This window comes from Winogradskyella undariae (assembly GCF_013285155.1).
GTDB lineage: Bacteria > Bacteroidota > Bacteroidia > Flavobacteriales > Flavobacteriaceae > Winogradskyella > Winogradskyella undariae.
In genome coordinates this window covers 108,022-122,442 of sequence record NZ_JABTEL010000004.1, presented here as the reverse complement: position 1 = coordinate 122,442, position 14,421 = coordinate 108,022, and the positions used below count along the sequence as shown (strand labels likewise).

Sequence of the window (14,421 nt, the reverse complement as noted above, 5' to 3'; positions counted from 1 at the left end):
TTTCCTACATTTTGATCGTGATTTTTTGGTTCGTTTACTCGTGGGTTTTCATTTTATGGAACTCGTGATGTGCTTCGCAGTTTGTATCAATACAAAATGAAAAGAAATAAAAAATCATGAAATAAATTTAACTACGCAAAAAGATTGCGTAATAGCACGAAATATTTGCATTGTAATTAATTAGAAGTCTTTTATATCAGACTTTAAAAGTACCGCTCTGCCAGATAAAAGAAACTGGCAGAGCATAATAAAAGTTCTTTAAAATATTAAAACGGAAGCATTGAGCAATTGGTTGGCTCGCGAGATTGTAAATCTTGTTTCGTAATGAACGTGTAGGTTCGAGTCCTACTGTTTCCACATCAAGCAAGTCTTGTTAAGTGTTTCGGTATAGCACTATTGTATAAATCCTTACCAATTGGTATGAGGTTTTTATATTCAACTTGACTTGAAGGCTTCGGTTATTTGCCAAAATAATAGCCTCCATCTATGTACACAGGTTCGAATCCTGTCTTCTCTAACGGGAAGTAGCTAAGTCCGGTTAAGCAATAGATCAATTTGTAGGTTCGAGTCCTGCCAAACCCAAATGGGTTTGTGGCGAAATTGGTAGACGCGCAACACTTTAGATGTTGTATTGAAATGGACTCAAAATCCATATCCCAGAGCTTGGTTATCTCACAAAACTAACCACCAAGTGCGTCACACTATAAATGGCAAAACAAAGTGAACTAAAACTCGCAAAGGCAACTTGTTGAAAATGCAGTCAAGAAAACACCTTGAAATACTAATGTATTAAAAGACGCTTTAGGTTTTCTTTTAAGGATTCATTTTTCAATTAACAAGTCGATAATGTCGATTTAAAATTGATGAATCATCCAAGAAACAGAATTTAATACCCCTCTAAATCGCTTGTATTTCCGTAGTTAGAAAGATGGTTTTCTTTCGCTTTTTTTTAATTGAATAGCCATTCTCAAAAAGAGAATTCTATTATAAATATTTAACCGTTCTGATATAAAAAAACAAATCAGAACAAAAAATTAGAAATCATGTTTAAAGAAAGAATTCATGCAGGTACAGTAGGTTTAGTGTTTAAAAACGGTAATTACGCTCGCGTTATTACAGCAGGAAAACATTGGTTAAACTTTAGAGAACAAGTCTTAATATACGATTTGTCTCAAGCATTCGTTGCGCCAAAAGCATTAGAAATCTTACTTAAAGATGATGTTTTGGCTCAGCTCTTAACCGTTGTAGAAGTAAAGGATAGCGAAATTGTTTTAGTTTATGAAAACAACAACTTTAAACACATATTAACAGCTGGTCGTTACACGTTCTGGAAAGGCTTAATAAATTACAAATTTGTAACCGCAGATTTAAGTAAAATCGAAATTACAGAAGACATTAAAAAAGTCTTGTTTAGCACTATGCAATTGCGTCAATACATTAGAACTTTCGAAGTTGCGGCTTTCGAAAAAGCGATTATGATTGTTAATGACGAGTTTGTTAAAATCTTAGAACATGGAACCTACCATTTTTGGAAAAATGAACAAACCATTAAAATCTTAAAAGCAGATATGCGTCAGTTGCAATTAGAAGTTGCAGGTCAAGAATTATTGACCAAAGACAAAGCAGGCGTTCGTATTAATTTCTATGCACAATACAAAGTTACTAATGTAGAAACCGCGTTAATGCAAAGCAAAGATTACGAAAAGCAATTGTACATCACCTTGCAATTAGCGTTGCGTGCCTTTGTTGGTTCTTACACCTTAGACGAATTGTTAGAGCAAAAGGAAACGATTGCCAAAGCCGTTTTAGAAGATGTAAAAACACAAGCCACTAAGTTAGGTGTGAGCGTATTGTATGCAGGTTTGCGAGACGTTATTTTACCAGGTGATATGAAAGAGATTATGAATCAAGTATTGATTGCTCACAAAAAAGCGCAAGCTAATGTGGTGACAAGACGAGAAGAAACAGCCTCTACACGAAGCTTGTTAAATACCGCGAAATTAATGGAAGACAACAGCATGTTGTTCAAATTAAAGGAGATGGAATATGTTGAGAAAATTGCCGATAAAATTGGCGAAATCACGGTTGCTGGTAACGGTAATGTCATTGAACAATTAAAGGATATTTTCTCTGTGAATAAGTAGTGTTATGGTGTTACCCAAACCGAAAAAGGTTTGGGTCGCGCTTTTATTCATGCTTTTCTATTTTAAATTAATGAATTCATGAACATAAATGTTTCACTATATCTTTTTTAAGAAAAATAAAAAAGGATGCCGTTCCAACTACGAAGTAATCACGATTTCCTATTTAATAAAATAAGAATGGATGAGTAATCCCTAATGCAGAACTAGCGAAAAGCTTAATCAAAGCAAAGTGCCTTTAAGCAAAGGCAAAATGAACACAACAAGAAACAATACCTACAAGGTCATAAAACACCCTACAGGATAAAAAAATTAAGTACGCAAAAACACTACGCAACACACTATAATATTTGTAGTGTAATTAAGATGTCATTCAGAGCACAGCGAAGAATCTCATCAGAGTAAATTATTAATTAAAAAGATTCCCACTTTCGTGGGAAATGAATATGAAAACAAAAATAACAGGTCACGATTTAAAGGCATTAGGTTACAGACAAGGAAAATGGATGAAAGAAGCCATTACACACATCAACAAAAACAACCTTGAAGACGAAGCAATAACAACCTATTTAGAGCAATTTAAATCACCAGATCCCATAGAATTACATAAAACACCCGTTAACTTTTCAATAAATATTAAAGCCGAAAACGAAGAGGAAAAAGACAACGTTGACAAAGTCATTAACTCAATGCAAACCTTAATGAAAACACCAACATTAGTTAATGGTGCTATTATGCCAGATGCTTGTCCAACGGGTCCAGATGGAACAATTCCGGTTGGAGGTGTAGCTGTTGCAAAAAACGCCATTCATCCAGGGATGCATAGTGCAGATATTTGCTGTTCAGTAATGCTAACCGATTTCGGAAAAGCAGAACTCAAAGACGTTTTAGATGCAGCACATGCTATTACACATTTTGGACCGGGTGGACGTGATAGAGATTCACAGTTTCGTTTTCCAAAAGAATTATTAGACGCTTTTGAGTCTAATTACTTTTTAAATGATGGAGCCATGCTTCAAATCGCAAGATCACATTTAGGAACACAAGGCGATGGTAATCATTTCTTGTTTGTTGGAACTTCTAAAAAAACAGGAAATACAATGATGGTCACACATCATGGTTCAAGAGGTCCGGGAGCAAGATTATATACAAAAGGGATGAAAATTGCTGAACGTTTTAGAAAAGAATTATCGCCAGATACTAAGAAACAAAATGCGTGGATTCCATTTGAAACTGAAGAAGGTAAAGCTTATTGGGAGGCGCTTCAAATTATAAGAGATTGGACAAAAACCAATCACGAAGTATTGCATAATTCAGTAGCTGAAACTCTAGAAATTAAGATTGAAAACCGTTACTGGAACGAGCACAACTTTGTCTTTAAAGATGGCGATTTATTTTACCATGCTAAAGGCGCAACACCTTTAGAGCCTAAGTTTATGCCAGACATTACAGGACCACGATTGATTCCGTTAAATATGTCTGAGCCTGTTTTGATTGTTGAAGGTAATACCACAACCACTAATTTAGGTTTTGCACCACATGGAGCAGGTAGAAATGTGAGTAGAACCCAACATAGAAAAAGTAAAACGGGTTCTACGATGCAAATCTTTAAAGAAGAAACACGTGGATTAGATGTTCGGTTTTTCTCAAAAGAAATTGATATTACTGAGTTACCATCGGCTTATAAAAACGCAAAAGCAGTTAGAGAGCAAATGAATGAATTTAATCTCGGTAAAGTTATTGATGAGGTGATGCCTTATGGCTGTATTATGGCTGGTGATTTTCAGAAGAATGCACCTTGGAAAATTCGTAAAGAAAAGAAAAAACGAAATAGAAAATGATTAAAAAGACTTGCTAGGTTTTTAAAACCTGCAAAGTCTCATAATTAAACAGACCTAGCAGGTTTTAAAACCTTGCAGGTCTATAATTTTAACCTTAGAAAGGGGAAAAGTGGACTGACTTCAGTTGGTCTGCTTTTTAAAATTTATATATGAATAACGGTTACTGAATAAAGTAATTCGAAACTTTGAGAAGAAAGTATTGTGCTCAATACTTTTCAAAAAAGAAGTTATTTAGGAATCAACAGAAAATGAAAAAGGATGAACAGTTGTTCATCCTTTTTGCCCCAAATCTACCATAAACTTAACCTACTTATGTTATGGTAAATCAAATATAAGTGTACATTTTCTTAATTTTTAATTTTTTGGACAAACGACATATATATTAGTCTAAGCGTGGAAGACAAAGAGGGGTGCGGTGTAATTCGCTCCATATAGGGAGCTTGTGTGAATAAGATAATACACTTTATATAAAAAAAGGATGAACAGTTGTTCATCCTTTTTGCCCCAAATCTACCATGAACTTAACCTACTTATGTTATGGTAACGACAATGTATATTTTTTTTGATAAAAAAAATCAAAAACCAGACCAAGTGCGTTTTTATCCGACTAAAAGTGATTTTTGATTTTTAAATTAAATATCTGAGTGTTTAGTACGCTCTTCTTTTATTGCCTTCAAAGAAATTAATAAAAGCTCTGTTGACTACTCTATTACCGCCAGGTGTAGGGTAATCTCCTGTAAAGTACCAATCACCTAAATTATCAGGACAAGCCTCGTGTAGGTTTTTAACAGATTGAAAAATAACTTTCACTTCTGCTTTGGTGTCCTCTTCAATTAATAACTCTGCGATTTTATCAGAAATCTCTTCATCTGTAAAATTGTCGTATATCTCTTTTACATAGTTTACAATCTCTTTGTCCTTTCTATTAACTTGTTCAATACATTTATCGTAAACATCTTTAACGATATGGTATTGATTGGTTTCTTTTAATAATGCTAAAGCAGCTTTAAAAGCGATTAACGTTTCTAAATTAGCCATGTCTATACCATAACAATCAATAAAGCGTATTTGAGGTGCAGAAGAAACCACTACGATTTTCTTAGGGTTTAAGCGGTCCATCATTTTAATGATACTCTTTTTAAGAGTTGTACCTCTTACAATACTATCATCAATAATAACTAAGTTATCAGTTGGCTTTATAACACCGTATGTGATATCGTAAACGTGTGCAACAAGATCATCTCTACTGCTATCTTCAGTAATAAAAGTTCTTAATTTTACATCTTTAATAGCTATTTTTTCAATACGTGGACGCTCAGATAAAATATCTGTAACCGTTTCTGCAGATAGTTTACCATTACCATCAAGTATAGATTTTATTTTCTGCTCGTTGAGGTGATCTTCAACAGCTTCTATCATACCAAAAAACGAAGTTTCTGCTGTGTTTGGTATATAAGTAAACACACTATTTTTAGTGTCGTTATCAATAGCTTTTAAAACTTTAGGCATTAATAAGCGACCTAGTTTTTTTCGTTCTTGGTAAATTTCAGCATCACTTCCACGAGAAAAGTAAATACGCTCAAAAGAACAAGCTTTACGTTCTAAAGGTTCTAATATTTTTTTAATCTGAGTAACTCCAGACTTTTTAGTAATAATAGCATGCCCTGGTTCTAATTCTTTTACAGCTTCAAAAGGAACATTAAAAACAGTTTGAATTACAGGTCGTTCTGATGCAACCACCACCACTTCATCATCTTTATAATAATAAGCAGGTCTAATACCAGAAGGATCTCTTAATACAAACGAATCTCCATGACCTAATAAACCAGCCATAGCATAACCACCATCCCAGTTTTTAGCAGCACGTCTTAATATTTTTCCAACTTTTAAACGTTCTGCAATTAAAGGAGAACACTCATTTTTATTATAACCTTCTTTTTTTAAATCTTTGTAAATTTTAGCAACAGCATCATCTAAAAAATGGCCAATTTTTTCCATTACAGTAACGGTATCAGCTTTTTCTTTTGGGTGTTGTCCTATTTCAATTAGGTTATCAAAAAGCTCATTAACATTAGTCATGTTAAAATTACCAGCAACAATAAGGTTTCTGTGCATCCAGTTGTTTTGTCTTAAAAACGGATGAACACTTTCTACACTGTTTTTACCATAAGTTCCGTAACGTACATGTCCTAATAAAACTTCTCCGATATATGGAATGTGTTTTTTTTGTAAATCTACATTATCTTGATATTGCGGATTATTATTAAGGTCATCGTTAATACGCTCGTTGATTTGAGCAAAAATATCTTGTATCGGTTGTTGGGCTATAGATCTTACACGACTAATGTAGCGTTCACCAGGTTTAGTATCTAATTTTATACTTGCAAAACCAGCACCGTCTTGTCCACGGTTGTGCTGTTTTTCCATCATTAAATACATTTTGTTTACACCATAAAAAGCACTACCATACTTTTCTTTATAGTATTCTAATGGTTTTAAAAGTCTAATAAGTGCAATACCGCACTCATGTTTTAAAGCATCACTCATAATTGTTTGTCCGCAATTAGTGTTATATATTATTTTGAAAATAAAAACGCGCTCATTTTAGAGCGCGTTAGTTTATGATAATTCGATATCAAACTGCGTTAGAGTTTTAAACTGCTCTAAGCGTTTGTAAATTTCTTTGTCTGTAATGTTTTGCATGCGTTCCGTTCCAAATTTCTCAACACAGAAGGAGGCTAAAGTAGAGCCATAAATAACGGCCGTTTTCATGTTTTCAAAAGAAAAGTCATCAGTTTTTGCTAAATAACCAGCAAATCCTCCTGCAAATGTATCTCCGGCTCCTGTTGGGTCAAAAACTTCTTTTAAAGGAAGTGCAGGTGCATAGAATACCTGATCATCATGAAATAATAAAGCGCCGTGCTCTCCTTTTTTAATGACTACAAATTTAGGGCCCATTTCATGGATTTTTTTGGCCGCAACCACTAAAGAATACTCCCCGGTTAATTGTCGGGCTTCTTCATCGTTAATGGTAATTACATCCACGTTTTTAATCACAGAAAGCAAATCATCTAAAGCGATATCCATCCAGAAATTCATGGTGTCTAAAATAGCTAACTTAGGTTTCTTAGTCATTTGGTTTAATACCCCTTGCTGTACTAAAGGGTGTAAGTTACCTAGCATTACGACTTCTGCATCTTTGTAATTTTCAGGAACAACAGGATTAAAGTGTTCTAATACATTAAGCTCAGTTGCTAACGTATCACGAGAATTCATGTCGTTATGGTATTTACCACTCCAAAAGAAGGTTTTACCATCTTTTACAACTTCTATACCTTCAATATCAACGTTTCTATTTTTTAATAGATCTAAATATTCTTGTGGAAAATCACCTCCAACTACAGAAACTGCTGCAGAATCTACATTAAAATTTGAAGCTGATAAACCTATATATGTTGCTGCTCCACCGAGGATTTTATCGGTTTTCCCAAAAGGGGTTTCAATAGCATCAAAAGCTACTGTACCAACAATTACTAACTTGCTCATTACCTTAATTTGAATTAAGTCGCAAATTTACGTAAAATATATTCTATGTGAAACATGAAATTAAACAATGGTAGTTAGGTTTTAATTCTTTCTATCTTAAACCAAATATTACTTTAAGTACTAATATGTTGTGTTTTTAGTTCTCAATGATACTTAATACCAACGTTAGATTGCACAAAAAAGCCACAATTTTTAAATTGTGGCCTTTTATATATGTTAGTACTTAATTAACTTATAATTTAACAATACCTATGTGTAATAAATCACCACTGACGCTGCTGGCAGTATTACCAATAAAATAACTAATATCTACAATATCGTCAGCTGCAAATACATATTGAAATGTGCCTGAAGCTCCAAAATAATCTTGTGAAGGCAGGTTTACAGCACCTCTTGCCATGTACCCAGTACGAGTTCCATTTATAAATATTGCAAAAATGTATTTTACACTACCTGATTCTAAATTTCTAGTAGCCCAACTTGCATTAATTAAATAACTTCCTGCTTGAAGAATTTTTATTTCACCTTCACCCAACACTTCAAAATAATCTAAATCATTTTCTGTAACCTCAGAAGCACCTAAAGGAAAATTATCAAAATTAGTAGTATTACTAGATGTTGTAAGGCTAGCTCCATTCAGATTTTTATACATTGTTAAAGAAGGTGTTCCTTCAGATTCTGTAGTTAAACGCTTCCAGCTTGTTGAGCTTAATTCAAAGACTTCAAGACTCTCTGTAGTTGTATTATAGATAGTAAGACCTTCAGCAGGAGACGCAATAAGATCACGCTCTGTAGTTGTCATTCTAGGTAATAATAAACCACCTTCAGTACTTTGCAATTCTAAAATACTAGATGCATCTGGATTTTCTGTACCAATACCTACTTGGGCAAAACATGTTGTTGTGCATATTAAAAAAGCACCTAATAAATTTAAAATAGACTTCATGATTCTTGTTTTGTTGAACTTAGATGACAAATTAACATTAAAAAATGTAATTTATCAAGCTTCGATGCTTTAATTTTTAAATCGCATATGGGGCTTTTCTTGGGGAATTTTTCCTACAGTTTTTTTTAAATTGATTAAAGTTTGTTTAATTATATGATTTTCAGGTTTTTAAATTGCGGTTTTAAGGTGGGTATTTATTTTAAATATACAATTTTGTTGAGTGAAATATTTTTAAATGTTTGTGTGTCACATAGATTATTGCAATTTCACTTGAATAATTAAAATTATTGGCGTTTATTGCATACTTCCTGATAAATTTGGATCAAAATGAAATATAATTTTATTGTTTTATTGTCAATTTTTTGTTTAAGTCTTGAAGCTCAAGATTTATCAAGTACAATGACTGTTCGTGAAGGTACATCTGTTTCAATTGCAGATGGTGCTATTTTTACTGCTGATGAGTTAAATCTAAAATCTACATCAGACAGTTTTGCTTGTGTTATGTTAGACGGAACCATTACTGATGGAACTGTTGTTAATTATGATAGGTATGTTAATGTTGTTGGTACTTCTGGAGCAAACGGAGGAAATGATTTGGTGTCATTACCTGTTAAAGCTACCGATACAGATTATAATGACTTTTTAAATTATGGTACTGTTAATGGCGATGATAGCATGGCTAATTATAATTATATTCCAAGTTCAGGAGCTTTATATGCATTTGGTCCTTACAGTAATGTTAGTCAGTCGTATGTTAATTATAATTCAATTTCTAATGCTACGGTTTTATTACAGCGAGGTGTTGGCTATAGAGCTGCAACAAGTAGTGGACAGACCTTGAGATTTTCTGGTACTATATCTAAAGATACTGAAAACGTAACGATTACTACTACAGATCCAATAATTGCACCAGATACAACTGGTGATCCAAAAAATTGGAATTCAGTAGGGAATCCATATCCTACATATTTAAATTCTACTCTGTTTTTAGATGAAAATGAAGATCAATTAGCAGAAGATGCTGCAGGTATATATGGTTATAATAGCGGTACGCAGTCTGGTACTGGTACTATTGGTAATTTTACAATAATTAATAGATTGGTTAATATAGGTCTTAGTATAACTCCTGGTCAAGGGTTTTTAGTTGCTAATGATTTCACTGATGCCTCTAACGTCATAAGCTTTACACCTGCAATGCGTGTTTTTAGTGGCTCTGATGATTTTATATTAGGAAGAGATGAAAATGTAAATGAAATGGTAAGATTAAAGGCAGAACATGCTGGCGGTGATTTTGCTACAGAAATATATTTTAATGAGAATTCTACACATGGTGTAGATCGTGGTTATGATGCAAAGCTTTTTGGAGCATCATCACTTAGTTTTTCATTATACTCTGAATTACTAGAGGATAGTGAAGGAAATGGTATGGCTATTCAAAGTTTAGGGTCTTCAGATCTTAGTGATGTTGTTATTCCTTTAGGTCTTAAGGCTTCTCAAGGACAACAAATTACTTTTAGTATTGAAACTTCTACTTTGCCTGCTGATGTTGAGGTTTATCTTGAAGATAATATTGAAAACACATATACATTATTAAATCAGGGTAGTTATACATTTACGGCAGATACTGCAATTAGTGGAACAGGGAGATTTTATTTAAACATAGGTAACGTTACATTATCTCAAGTAGATAATGACTTTAATAGTTTAAGCTTATATGCTGCGAATAAAAATATTTTTGTAAACGGACAATTGTTAGCAACAACTCAGGTTGATGTTTATGATACTTTAGGACGTATAGTAATGTCTTCTAGTTTAGAAACAGGCTCTGATGCAAATAAAATTAATGCATCACAATTAAGCACAGGTATTTATGTGGTTAAATTGGCTAATGGTAAACAAGAGCTTACTAAAAAAGTGATTATTAAATAATAAGGAATTATATATAATTATAAAGGGTTCGTATTAAATTTAATACGAACCCTTTTTTGTTTGTTATTCTTAAAACAGGAGTGTTTTAGCTAGCTTCTAGTAATAGATAGGTGTTTGTGTTACTTTCTTCCAAAGTCCGCAGGAATCTCACCCCAAGCCTTTGTTTCCCACTTTACAATCGTTGTAGAATATTCATTAGTTTTTAACCACTCTACAGCACGATCTACCAAATCGTAAACAGGTTTATTTTTTGCATTTCGTTTTAACTTAGAATTGCATGTTTTTTTACGTACCCAACTCATAGCGGTTCTAGAATCGGTGTACATAATGCGCTCGCTTTTATGTTGTTTTAAAAAAGCTAAGCCATGTACGAGTGCTAAAAATTCGCCAATATTATTAGTCCCTTGTTCAAAAGGGCCTTGAATAAAGAGTTGCTTTTTTGTTTTAGTATCTACACCTCTATATTCCATAATCCCAGGATTACCACTAGAAGCCGCATCTACAGAAATAGAATTGTAATTTGGTAATCCAATTTTCTTGAGTTCTGCATTAGTAAGACCACTACTAAAGGTTTTGTTCTTACCGATGTAATCAAAATAATTTCCTTTTAATGCTTTTTCGGCTTCATCAAGTGTTGGGAATGATTTGTATTGCGCACCTTGGTAATCTTTTATTTGGGTTTTACATGCATTCCAAGAGGTAAAGACACCTTTTTTGTGTCCTTGCCAAACGGTATAATATTTTTTTTTCTTTTTACTCATCTTCAGTTTCCGTGAAAACGGGAATCTCTTTTGTTATTCTGAATGAAATGAAGAATCTCATAAAGATGCTTCGACAAGTTCAGCATGACATTTGATTAATTTTATAATAACTCATTAACTACTACAGGAAAATGCTCCATCTCTAACAAATGAATTTTTCCTGCAACATCATCTGCTGAATCCGATGGTAAAACTTCACATTTTGCTTGAAAAATAATAGCACCTTCATCGTAATTTTCGTTCACATAATGGATTGTGATACCTGTTTCAGTTTCTTTATTAGCAACCACAGCGTCATGAACATTCATGCCATACATGCCTTTTCCACCATAATTAGGAAGCAATGCAGGGTGAACATTAATAACTTTATTTTCGAATTCTTTTAATATGAATTCGGGAAACTTCCAAAGAAAACCAGCTAATATTATAAGGTCTGGTTGTGCCGTTTTTAAAATGTTTAAAACATCTTCGGACTTAGAAAAAGCAATTCGATTAAAAGACAATGCGCTAACATTTAGTTTTTTACAGCGCTCTAAAACTTTGGCATGAGGATTGTTTGTTAATACCTGAATAACAGACGCAGTATCGCTGTTTTGAAAGAACTTAATTAAATTTTCTGCATTAGATCCACTTCCGGAGGCAAAAATCACAATACGTTTCATCAATTAATTTTATTTTAGATTATATTGAAATGTAATTTATGAATTAAAATTTACAGAATGTTTAGCAAACTTTAGTTCAGTTCATTGCATTTACAGTTATATTTGTTTCAAATATTCGAACAAAAAAAAGAATAATAATTTACAATTAGCGGTAAAAACCAAATACTTCTATCGATTTGCATTATTTTATGTGTACATTTTATCGGTAAAGGTGTTTTTTAAAATAAAGTTTTTTACTTTTGCCGTCTAATAAAACTTAAAATTAAAAAATTATGTCAGACATTGCATCAAGAGTAAAAGCGATTATCGTAGACAAGTTAGGTGTTGATGAAAACGAAGTTGTAACTGAAGCAAGCTTCACAAACGATTTAGGAGCGGATTCATTAGATACTGTTGAATTGATAATGGAATTCGAAAAAGAATTTGATATTCAAATCCCAGATGATCAAGCAGAAAACATTGCAACAGTTGGTCAAGCAGTTTCTTATATAGAAGCAGCAAAATAATAACTCTATTTTTATGGAATTAAAGCGAGTAGTAGTTACAGGTTTAGGTGCACTTACACCAATAGGAAATACCAAAGATGAATATTGGGATGCTCTTATTAGTGGAAAAAGTGGTGCTGCCGAAGTAACACATTTTGATCCTGAAAAATTCAAGACTAAGTTCGCTTGTGAAATAAAAAACTTTGAAGTTACTGACTTTATTGATAGGAAATTAGCAAAGCGAATGGATAAGTTTTCGCAGTATGCAATGGTCGCTTCTGATGAAGCAATTGTAGACTCGAAACTAGATCTAGATTCTTTAAACAAACTAAGAGTAGGTGTTATTTGGGGAGCTGGTATTGGTGGTTTAGAAACATTTCAGAATGAAGTGTTAAACTTTGCTGCTGGTGATGGTACACCTCGTTTTAATCCTTTCTTCATTCCGAAAATGATTGCTGATATAGCACCTGGAAACATATCTATAAAATATGGTTTTATGGGTCCTAACTATACTACAGTATCTGCGTGTGCTTCTTCTGCAAACTCAATGATCGATGCTTTAAACACTATACGTTTAGGGACTTGTGATGTGATTATAACAGGAGGAAGTGAAGCTGCAGTTACTATTGCTGGTATGGGCGGATTTAATGCTATGCATGCTATGAGTACTCGAAATGACGATCCTCAATCAGCTTCTAGACCATTTGATGCTAACCGTGATGGTTTTGTGTTAGGTGAAGGTGCTGGTGCGATTGTTTTAGAAGAGTATGAACATGCAAAAGCAAGGGGAGCTAAAATTTACGCCGAAGTATTAGGTGGAGGTTTATCTTCTGACGCATATCATATGACAGCGCCACATCCTGATGGGATTGGAGTTGTTGCTGTAATGAAAAATTGTTTAGAAAACGCTGGTTTAAAACCGGAAGACGTAGATCATATAAATACACACGGAACATCTACACCTTTAGGTGATGTTGCAGAGTTAAAAGCTATATCTGAAGTATTTGGAAGCCACGCTAAGAACATAAATATTAATTCTACAAAATCTATGACAGGTCACTTGTTGGGTGCTGCTGGAGCTATTGAGTCTATTGCCTCAATATTAGCGATGGAGCATGGTATTGTACCACCAACAATCAACCACGAAACGGTTGACGAAAACATAGATCCAGAATTAAATTTAACGCTTAATAAAGCTCAGAAACGAGACATTAAAGTAGCAATGAGTAATACCTTTGGATTTGGTGGTCATAACGCCTGCGTATTATTCAAAAAATTAGATTAAATCCCGAATGAGCTTCATTCGTAACATATTAAATTCCCGCTCTCAAGAAGACGGGAATTTTTTTATTCAACTTAAGAAAATTATTGGGTTTAAACCCAAGACTAAGTCGTTGTATATTACTGCATTTACGCACCGTTCTATGAATATTAAGGACGCTAAAGGAAATGCAATTAACTATGAACGTCTAGAGTTTGTTGGTGACGCCATAATTGGGGCAGTTGTCGGCGCATACTTGTTTAAAGAGGTTCCACATGGTGATGAAGGTTATCTAACTAAGATGCGTTCTAAAGTGGTGAGCAGAGAAAATCTTAATAAGTTAGGTGAAGATCTAGGACTTATAAACTTTGTAGAAAGTAGAATTCCGACTTCTAATTTTGGTAATAACATACATGGTAATCTTTTTGAAGCTTTAGTTGGAGCCATTTACCTAGATAGAGGTTATAGTTTTAGTGAAAAATTTATTTACAAGAGTGTTATTACGCCACATGTAGATATTGAGTCCTTAGAAGGTAAGGTGATAAGTTATAAGAGTTTACTTATAGAATGGTGCCAAAAAGAAAAGAATACCTTTAATTATGAGGTTTATGAAGATACAGGTAAAGATGAGTTAAAACATTTTTCTGTAAAACTTTCTATTAACGATAAAGTCGTTTCTAAAGCTCGTGCCACATCTAAGAAAAAGGCCGAAGAAAAAGCTTCTAAACGCGCTTTTTTTGCTTTACAAAACAAAATTAACAGCTCTCATTAATCCGTAATTTCTTCCTATTAAATTAAAAGCATTTAACGAGAACGTTTTCGCTGGTTTTAAGAACTAATCTTAACCAT

Annotated in this window: 11 protein-coding genes and 1 tRNA gene; 7 read left to right on the top strand and 5 right to left on the bottom strand. The window is 33.4% G+C overall.

Annotated features, from left to right (window positions below; translation table 11 throughout):
* Positions 1–273 precede the first annotated feature (273 nt).
* The 3 genes from HSX10_RS07025 (at position 274) to HSX10_RS07015 (ending at position 3,982) form a co-directional block, all read left to right on the top strand.
* Positions 274–357: transfer RNA gene (locus HSX10_RS07025), tRNA-Tyr, on the top strand.
* A gap of 686 nt (positions 358–1,043) precedes the next feature.
* A complete protein-coding gene (locus HSX10_RS07020; RefSeq protein WP_173587504.1) occupies positions 1,044–2,144 on the top strand; it encodes a slipin family protein in 1,101 nt (366 codons plus the stop codon).
* A 437-nt stretch (positions 2,145–2,581) separates the two neighbouring features.
* A complete protein-coding gene (locus tag HSX10_RS07015; protein WP_173587503.1) occupies positions 2,582–3,982 on the top strand; it encodes an RtcB family protein in 1,401 nt (466 codons plus the stop codon).
* A gap of 648 nt (positions 3,983–4,630) precedes the next feature.
* On the opposite strand, the gene HSX10_RS07010 is transcribed toward HSX10_RS07015, so the two are convergent.
* From HSX10_RS07010 to HSX10_RS07000, 3 genes are all read right to left on the bottom strand, one after another.
* Complete coding sequence (locus tag HSX10_RS07010; RefSeq protein WP_173587502.1) at positions 4,631–6,529, bottom strand: amidophosphoribosyltransferase; 1,899 nt, start codon at positions 6,527–6,529, stop codon at positions 4,631–4,633.
* 72 nt (positions 6,530–6,601) lie between these two features.
* Positions 6,602–7,528: a PfkB family carbohydrate kinase gene (locus tag HSX10_RS07005; protein ID WP_173587501.1), complete on the bottom strand. Its 927-nt coding sequence runs from the start codon at positions 7,526–7,528 to the stop codon at positions 6,602–6,604.
* A 232-nt stretch (positions 7,529–7,760) separates the two neighbouring features.
* The gene (locus tag HSX10_RS07000; RefSeq protein ID WP_173587500.1) at positions 7,761–8,474 is read right to left on the bottom strand and encodes a phage tail-like protein; all 714 of its coding nucleotides are present in this window, start codon (positions 8,472–8,474) and stop codon (positions 7,761–7,763) included.
* 327 nt (positions 8,475–8,801) lie between these two features.
* Here HSX10_RS07000 and HSX10_RS06995 point away from each other — a divergent pair, with 327 nt between their 5' ends.
* Positions 8,802–10,403, top strand: a complete 1,602-nt coding sequence (locus tag HSX10_RS06995) for a T9SS type A sorting domain-containing protein (RefSeq protein ID WP_173587499.1) — start codon at positions 8,802–8,804, stop codon at positions 10,401–10,403.
* Between the two features lie 119 nt (positions 10,404–10,522).
* Here HSX10_RS06995 and HSX10_RS06990 read toward each other — a convergent pair whose 3' ends face one another.
* Together HSX10_RS06990 and purN are read right to left on the bottom strand one after the other, a co-directional pair.
* The gene (locus HSX10_RS06990) at positions 10,523–11,164 is read right to left on the bottom strand and encodes a ribonuclease H1 domain-containing protein (RefSeq protein ID WP_173587498.1); all 642 of its coding nucleotides are present in this window, start codon (positions 11,162–11,164) and stop codon (positions 10,523–10,525) included.
* Positions 11,165–11,265: 101 nt separating this feature from the next.
* On the bottom strand, positions 11,266–11,826 hold the full coding sequence (purN, locus tag HSX10_RS06985) for a phosphoribosylglycinamide formyltransferase (protein WP_173587497.1): 561 nt from the start codon (positions 11,824–11,826) through the stop codon (positions 11,266–11,268).
* Positions 11,827–12,098: 272 nt separating this feature from the next.
* Between purN and HSX10_RS06980 the strand changes: the two genes are divergently transcribed.
* From HSX10_RS06980 to rnc, 3 genes are read left to right on the top strand one after another with little or no spacing between them, the layout of a single operon-like run.
* Positions 12,099–12,332 (top strand): acyl carrier protein, encoded by a 234-nt coding sequence (locus HSX10_RS06980; protein WP_013869581.1) that lies wholly within the window; start codon positions 12,099–12,101, stop codon positions 12,330–12,332.
* A gap of 13 nt (positions 12,333–12,345) precedes the next feature.
* Complete coding sequence (fabF, locus tag HSX10_RS06975; RefSeq protein WP_173587496.1) at positions 12,346–13,596, top strand: beta-ketoacyl-ACP synthase II; 1,251 nt, start codon at positions 12,346–12,348, stop codon at positions 13,594–13,596.
* 7 nt (positions 13,597–13,603) lie between these two features.
* A complete protein-coding gene (gene rnc, locus HSX10_RS06970; RefSeq protein WP_173587495.1) occupies positions 13,604–14,344 on the top strand; it encodes a ribonuclease III in 741 nt (246 codons plus the stop codon).
* Positions 14,345–14,421: the final 77 nt, after the last annotated feature.

Excerpts from the sequence above, each read along its gene's own strand:
- HSX10_RS07000 (WP_173587500.1), bottom strand. The coding sequence starts at position 8,474 with ATGAAGTCTATTTTAAATTTATTAGGTGCTTTTTTAATATGCACAACA.
- HSX10_RS07020 (WP_173587504.1), top strand. The coding sequence starts at position 1,044 with ATGTTTAAAGAAAGAATTCATGCAGGTACAGTAGGTTTAGTGTTTAAA.
- HSX10_RS07010 (WP_173587502.1), bottom strand. The coding sequence starts at position 6,529 with ATGAGTGATGCTTTAAAACATGAGTGCGGTATTGCACTTATTAGACTT.
- HSX10_RS06980 (WP_013869581.1), top strand. The coding sequence starts at position 12,099 with ATGTCAGACATTGCATCAAGAGTAAAAGCGATTATCGTAGACAAGTTA.
- fabF (WP_173587496.1), top strand. The coding sequence starts at position 12,346 with ATGGAATTAAAGCGAGTAGTAGTTACAGGTTTAGGTGCACTTACACCA.
- HSX10_RS06995 (WP_173587499.1), top strand. The coding sequence starts at position 8,802 with ATGAAATATAATTTTATTGTTTTATTGTCAATTTTTTGTTTAAGTCTT.
- purN (WP_173587497.1), bottom strand. The coding sequence starts at position 11,826 with ATGAAACGTATTGTGATTTTTGCCTCCGGAAGTGGATCTAATGCAGAA.
- HSX10_RS06990 (WP_173587498.1), bottom strand. The coding sequence starts at position 11,164 with ATGAGTAAAAAGAAAAAAAAATATTATACCGTTTGGCAAGGACACAAA.
- HSX10_RS07015 (WP_173587503.1), top strand. The coding sequence starts at position 2,582 with ATGAATATGAAAACAAAAATAACAGGTCACGATTTAAAGGCATTAGGT.
- HSX10_RS07005 (WP_173587501.1), bottom strand. The coding sequence starts at position 7,528 with ATGAGCAAGTTAGTAATTGTTGGTACAGTAGCTTTTGATGCTATTGAA.
- rnc (WP_173587495.1), top strand. The coding sequence starts at position 13,604 with ATGAGCTTCATTCGTAACATATTAAATTCCCGCTCTCAAGAAGACGGG.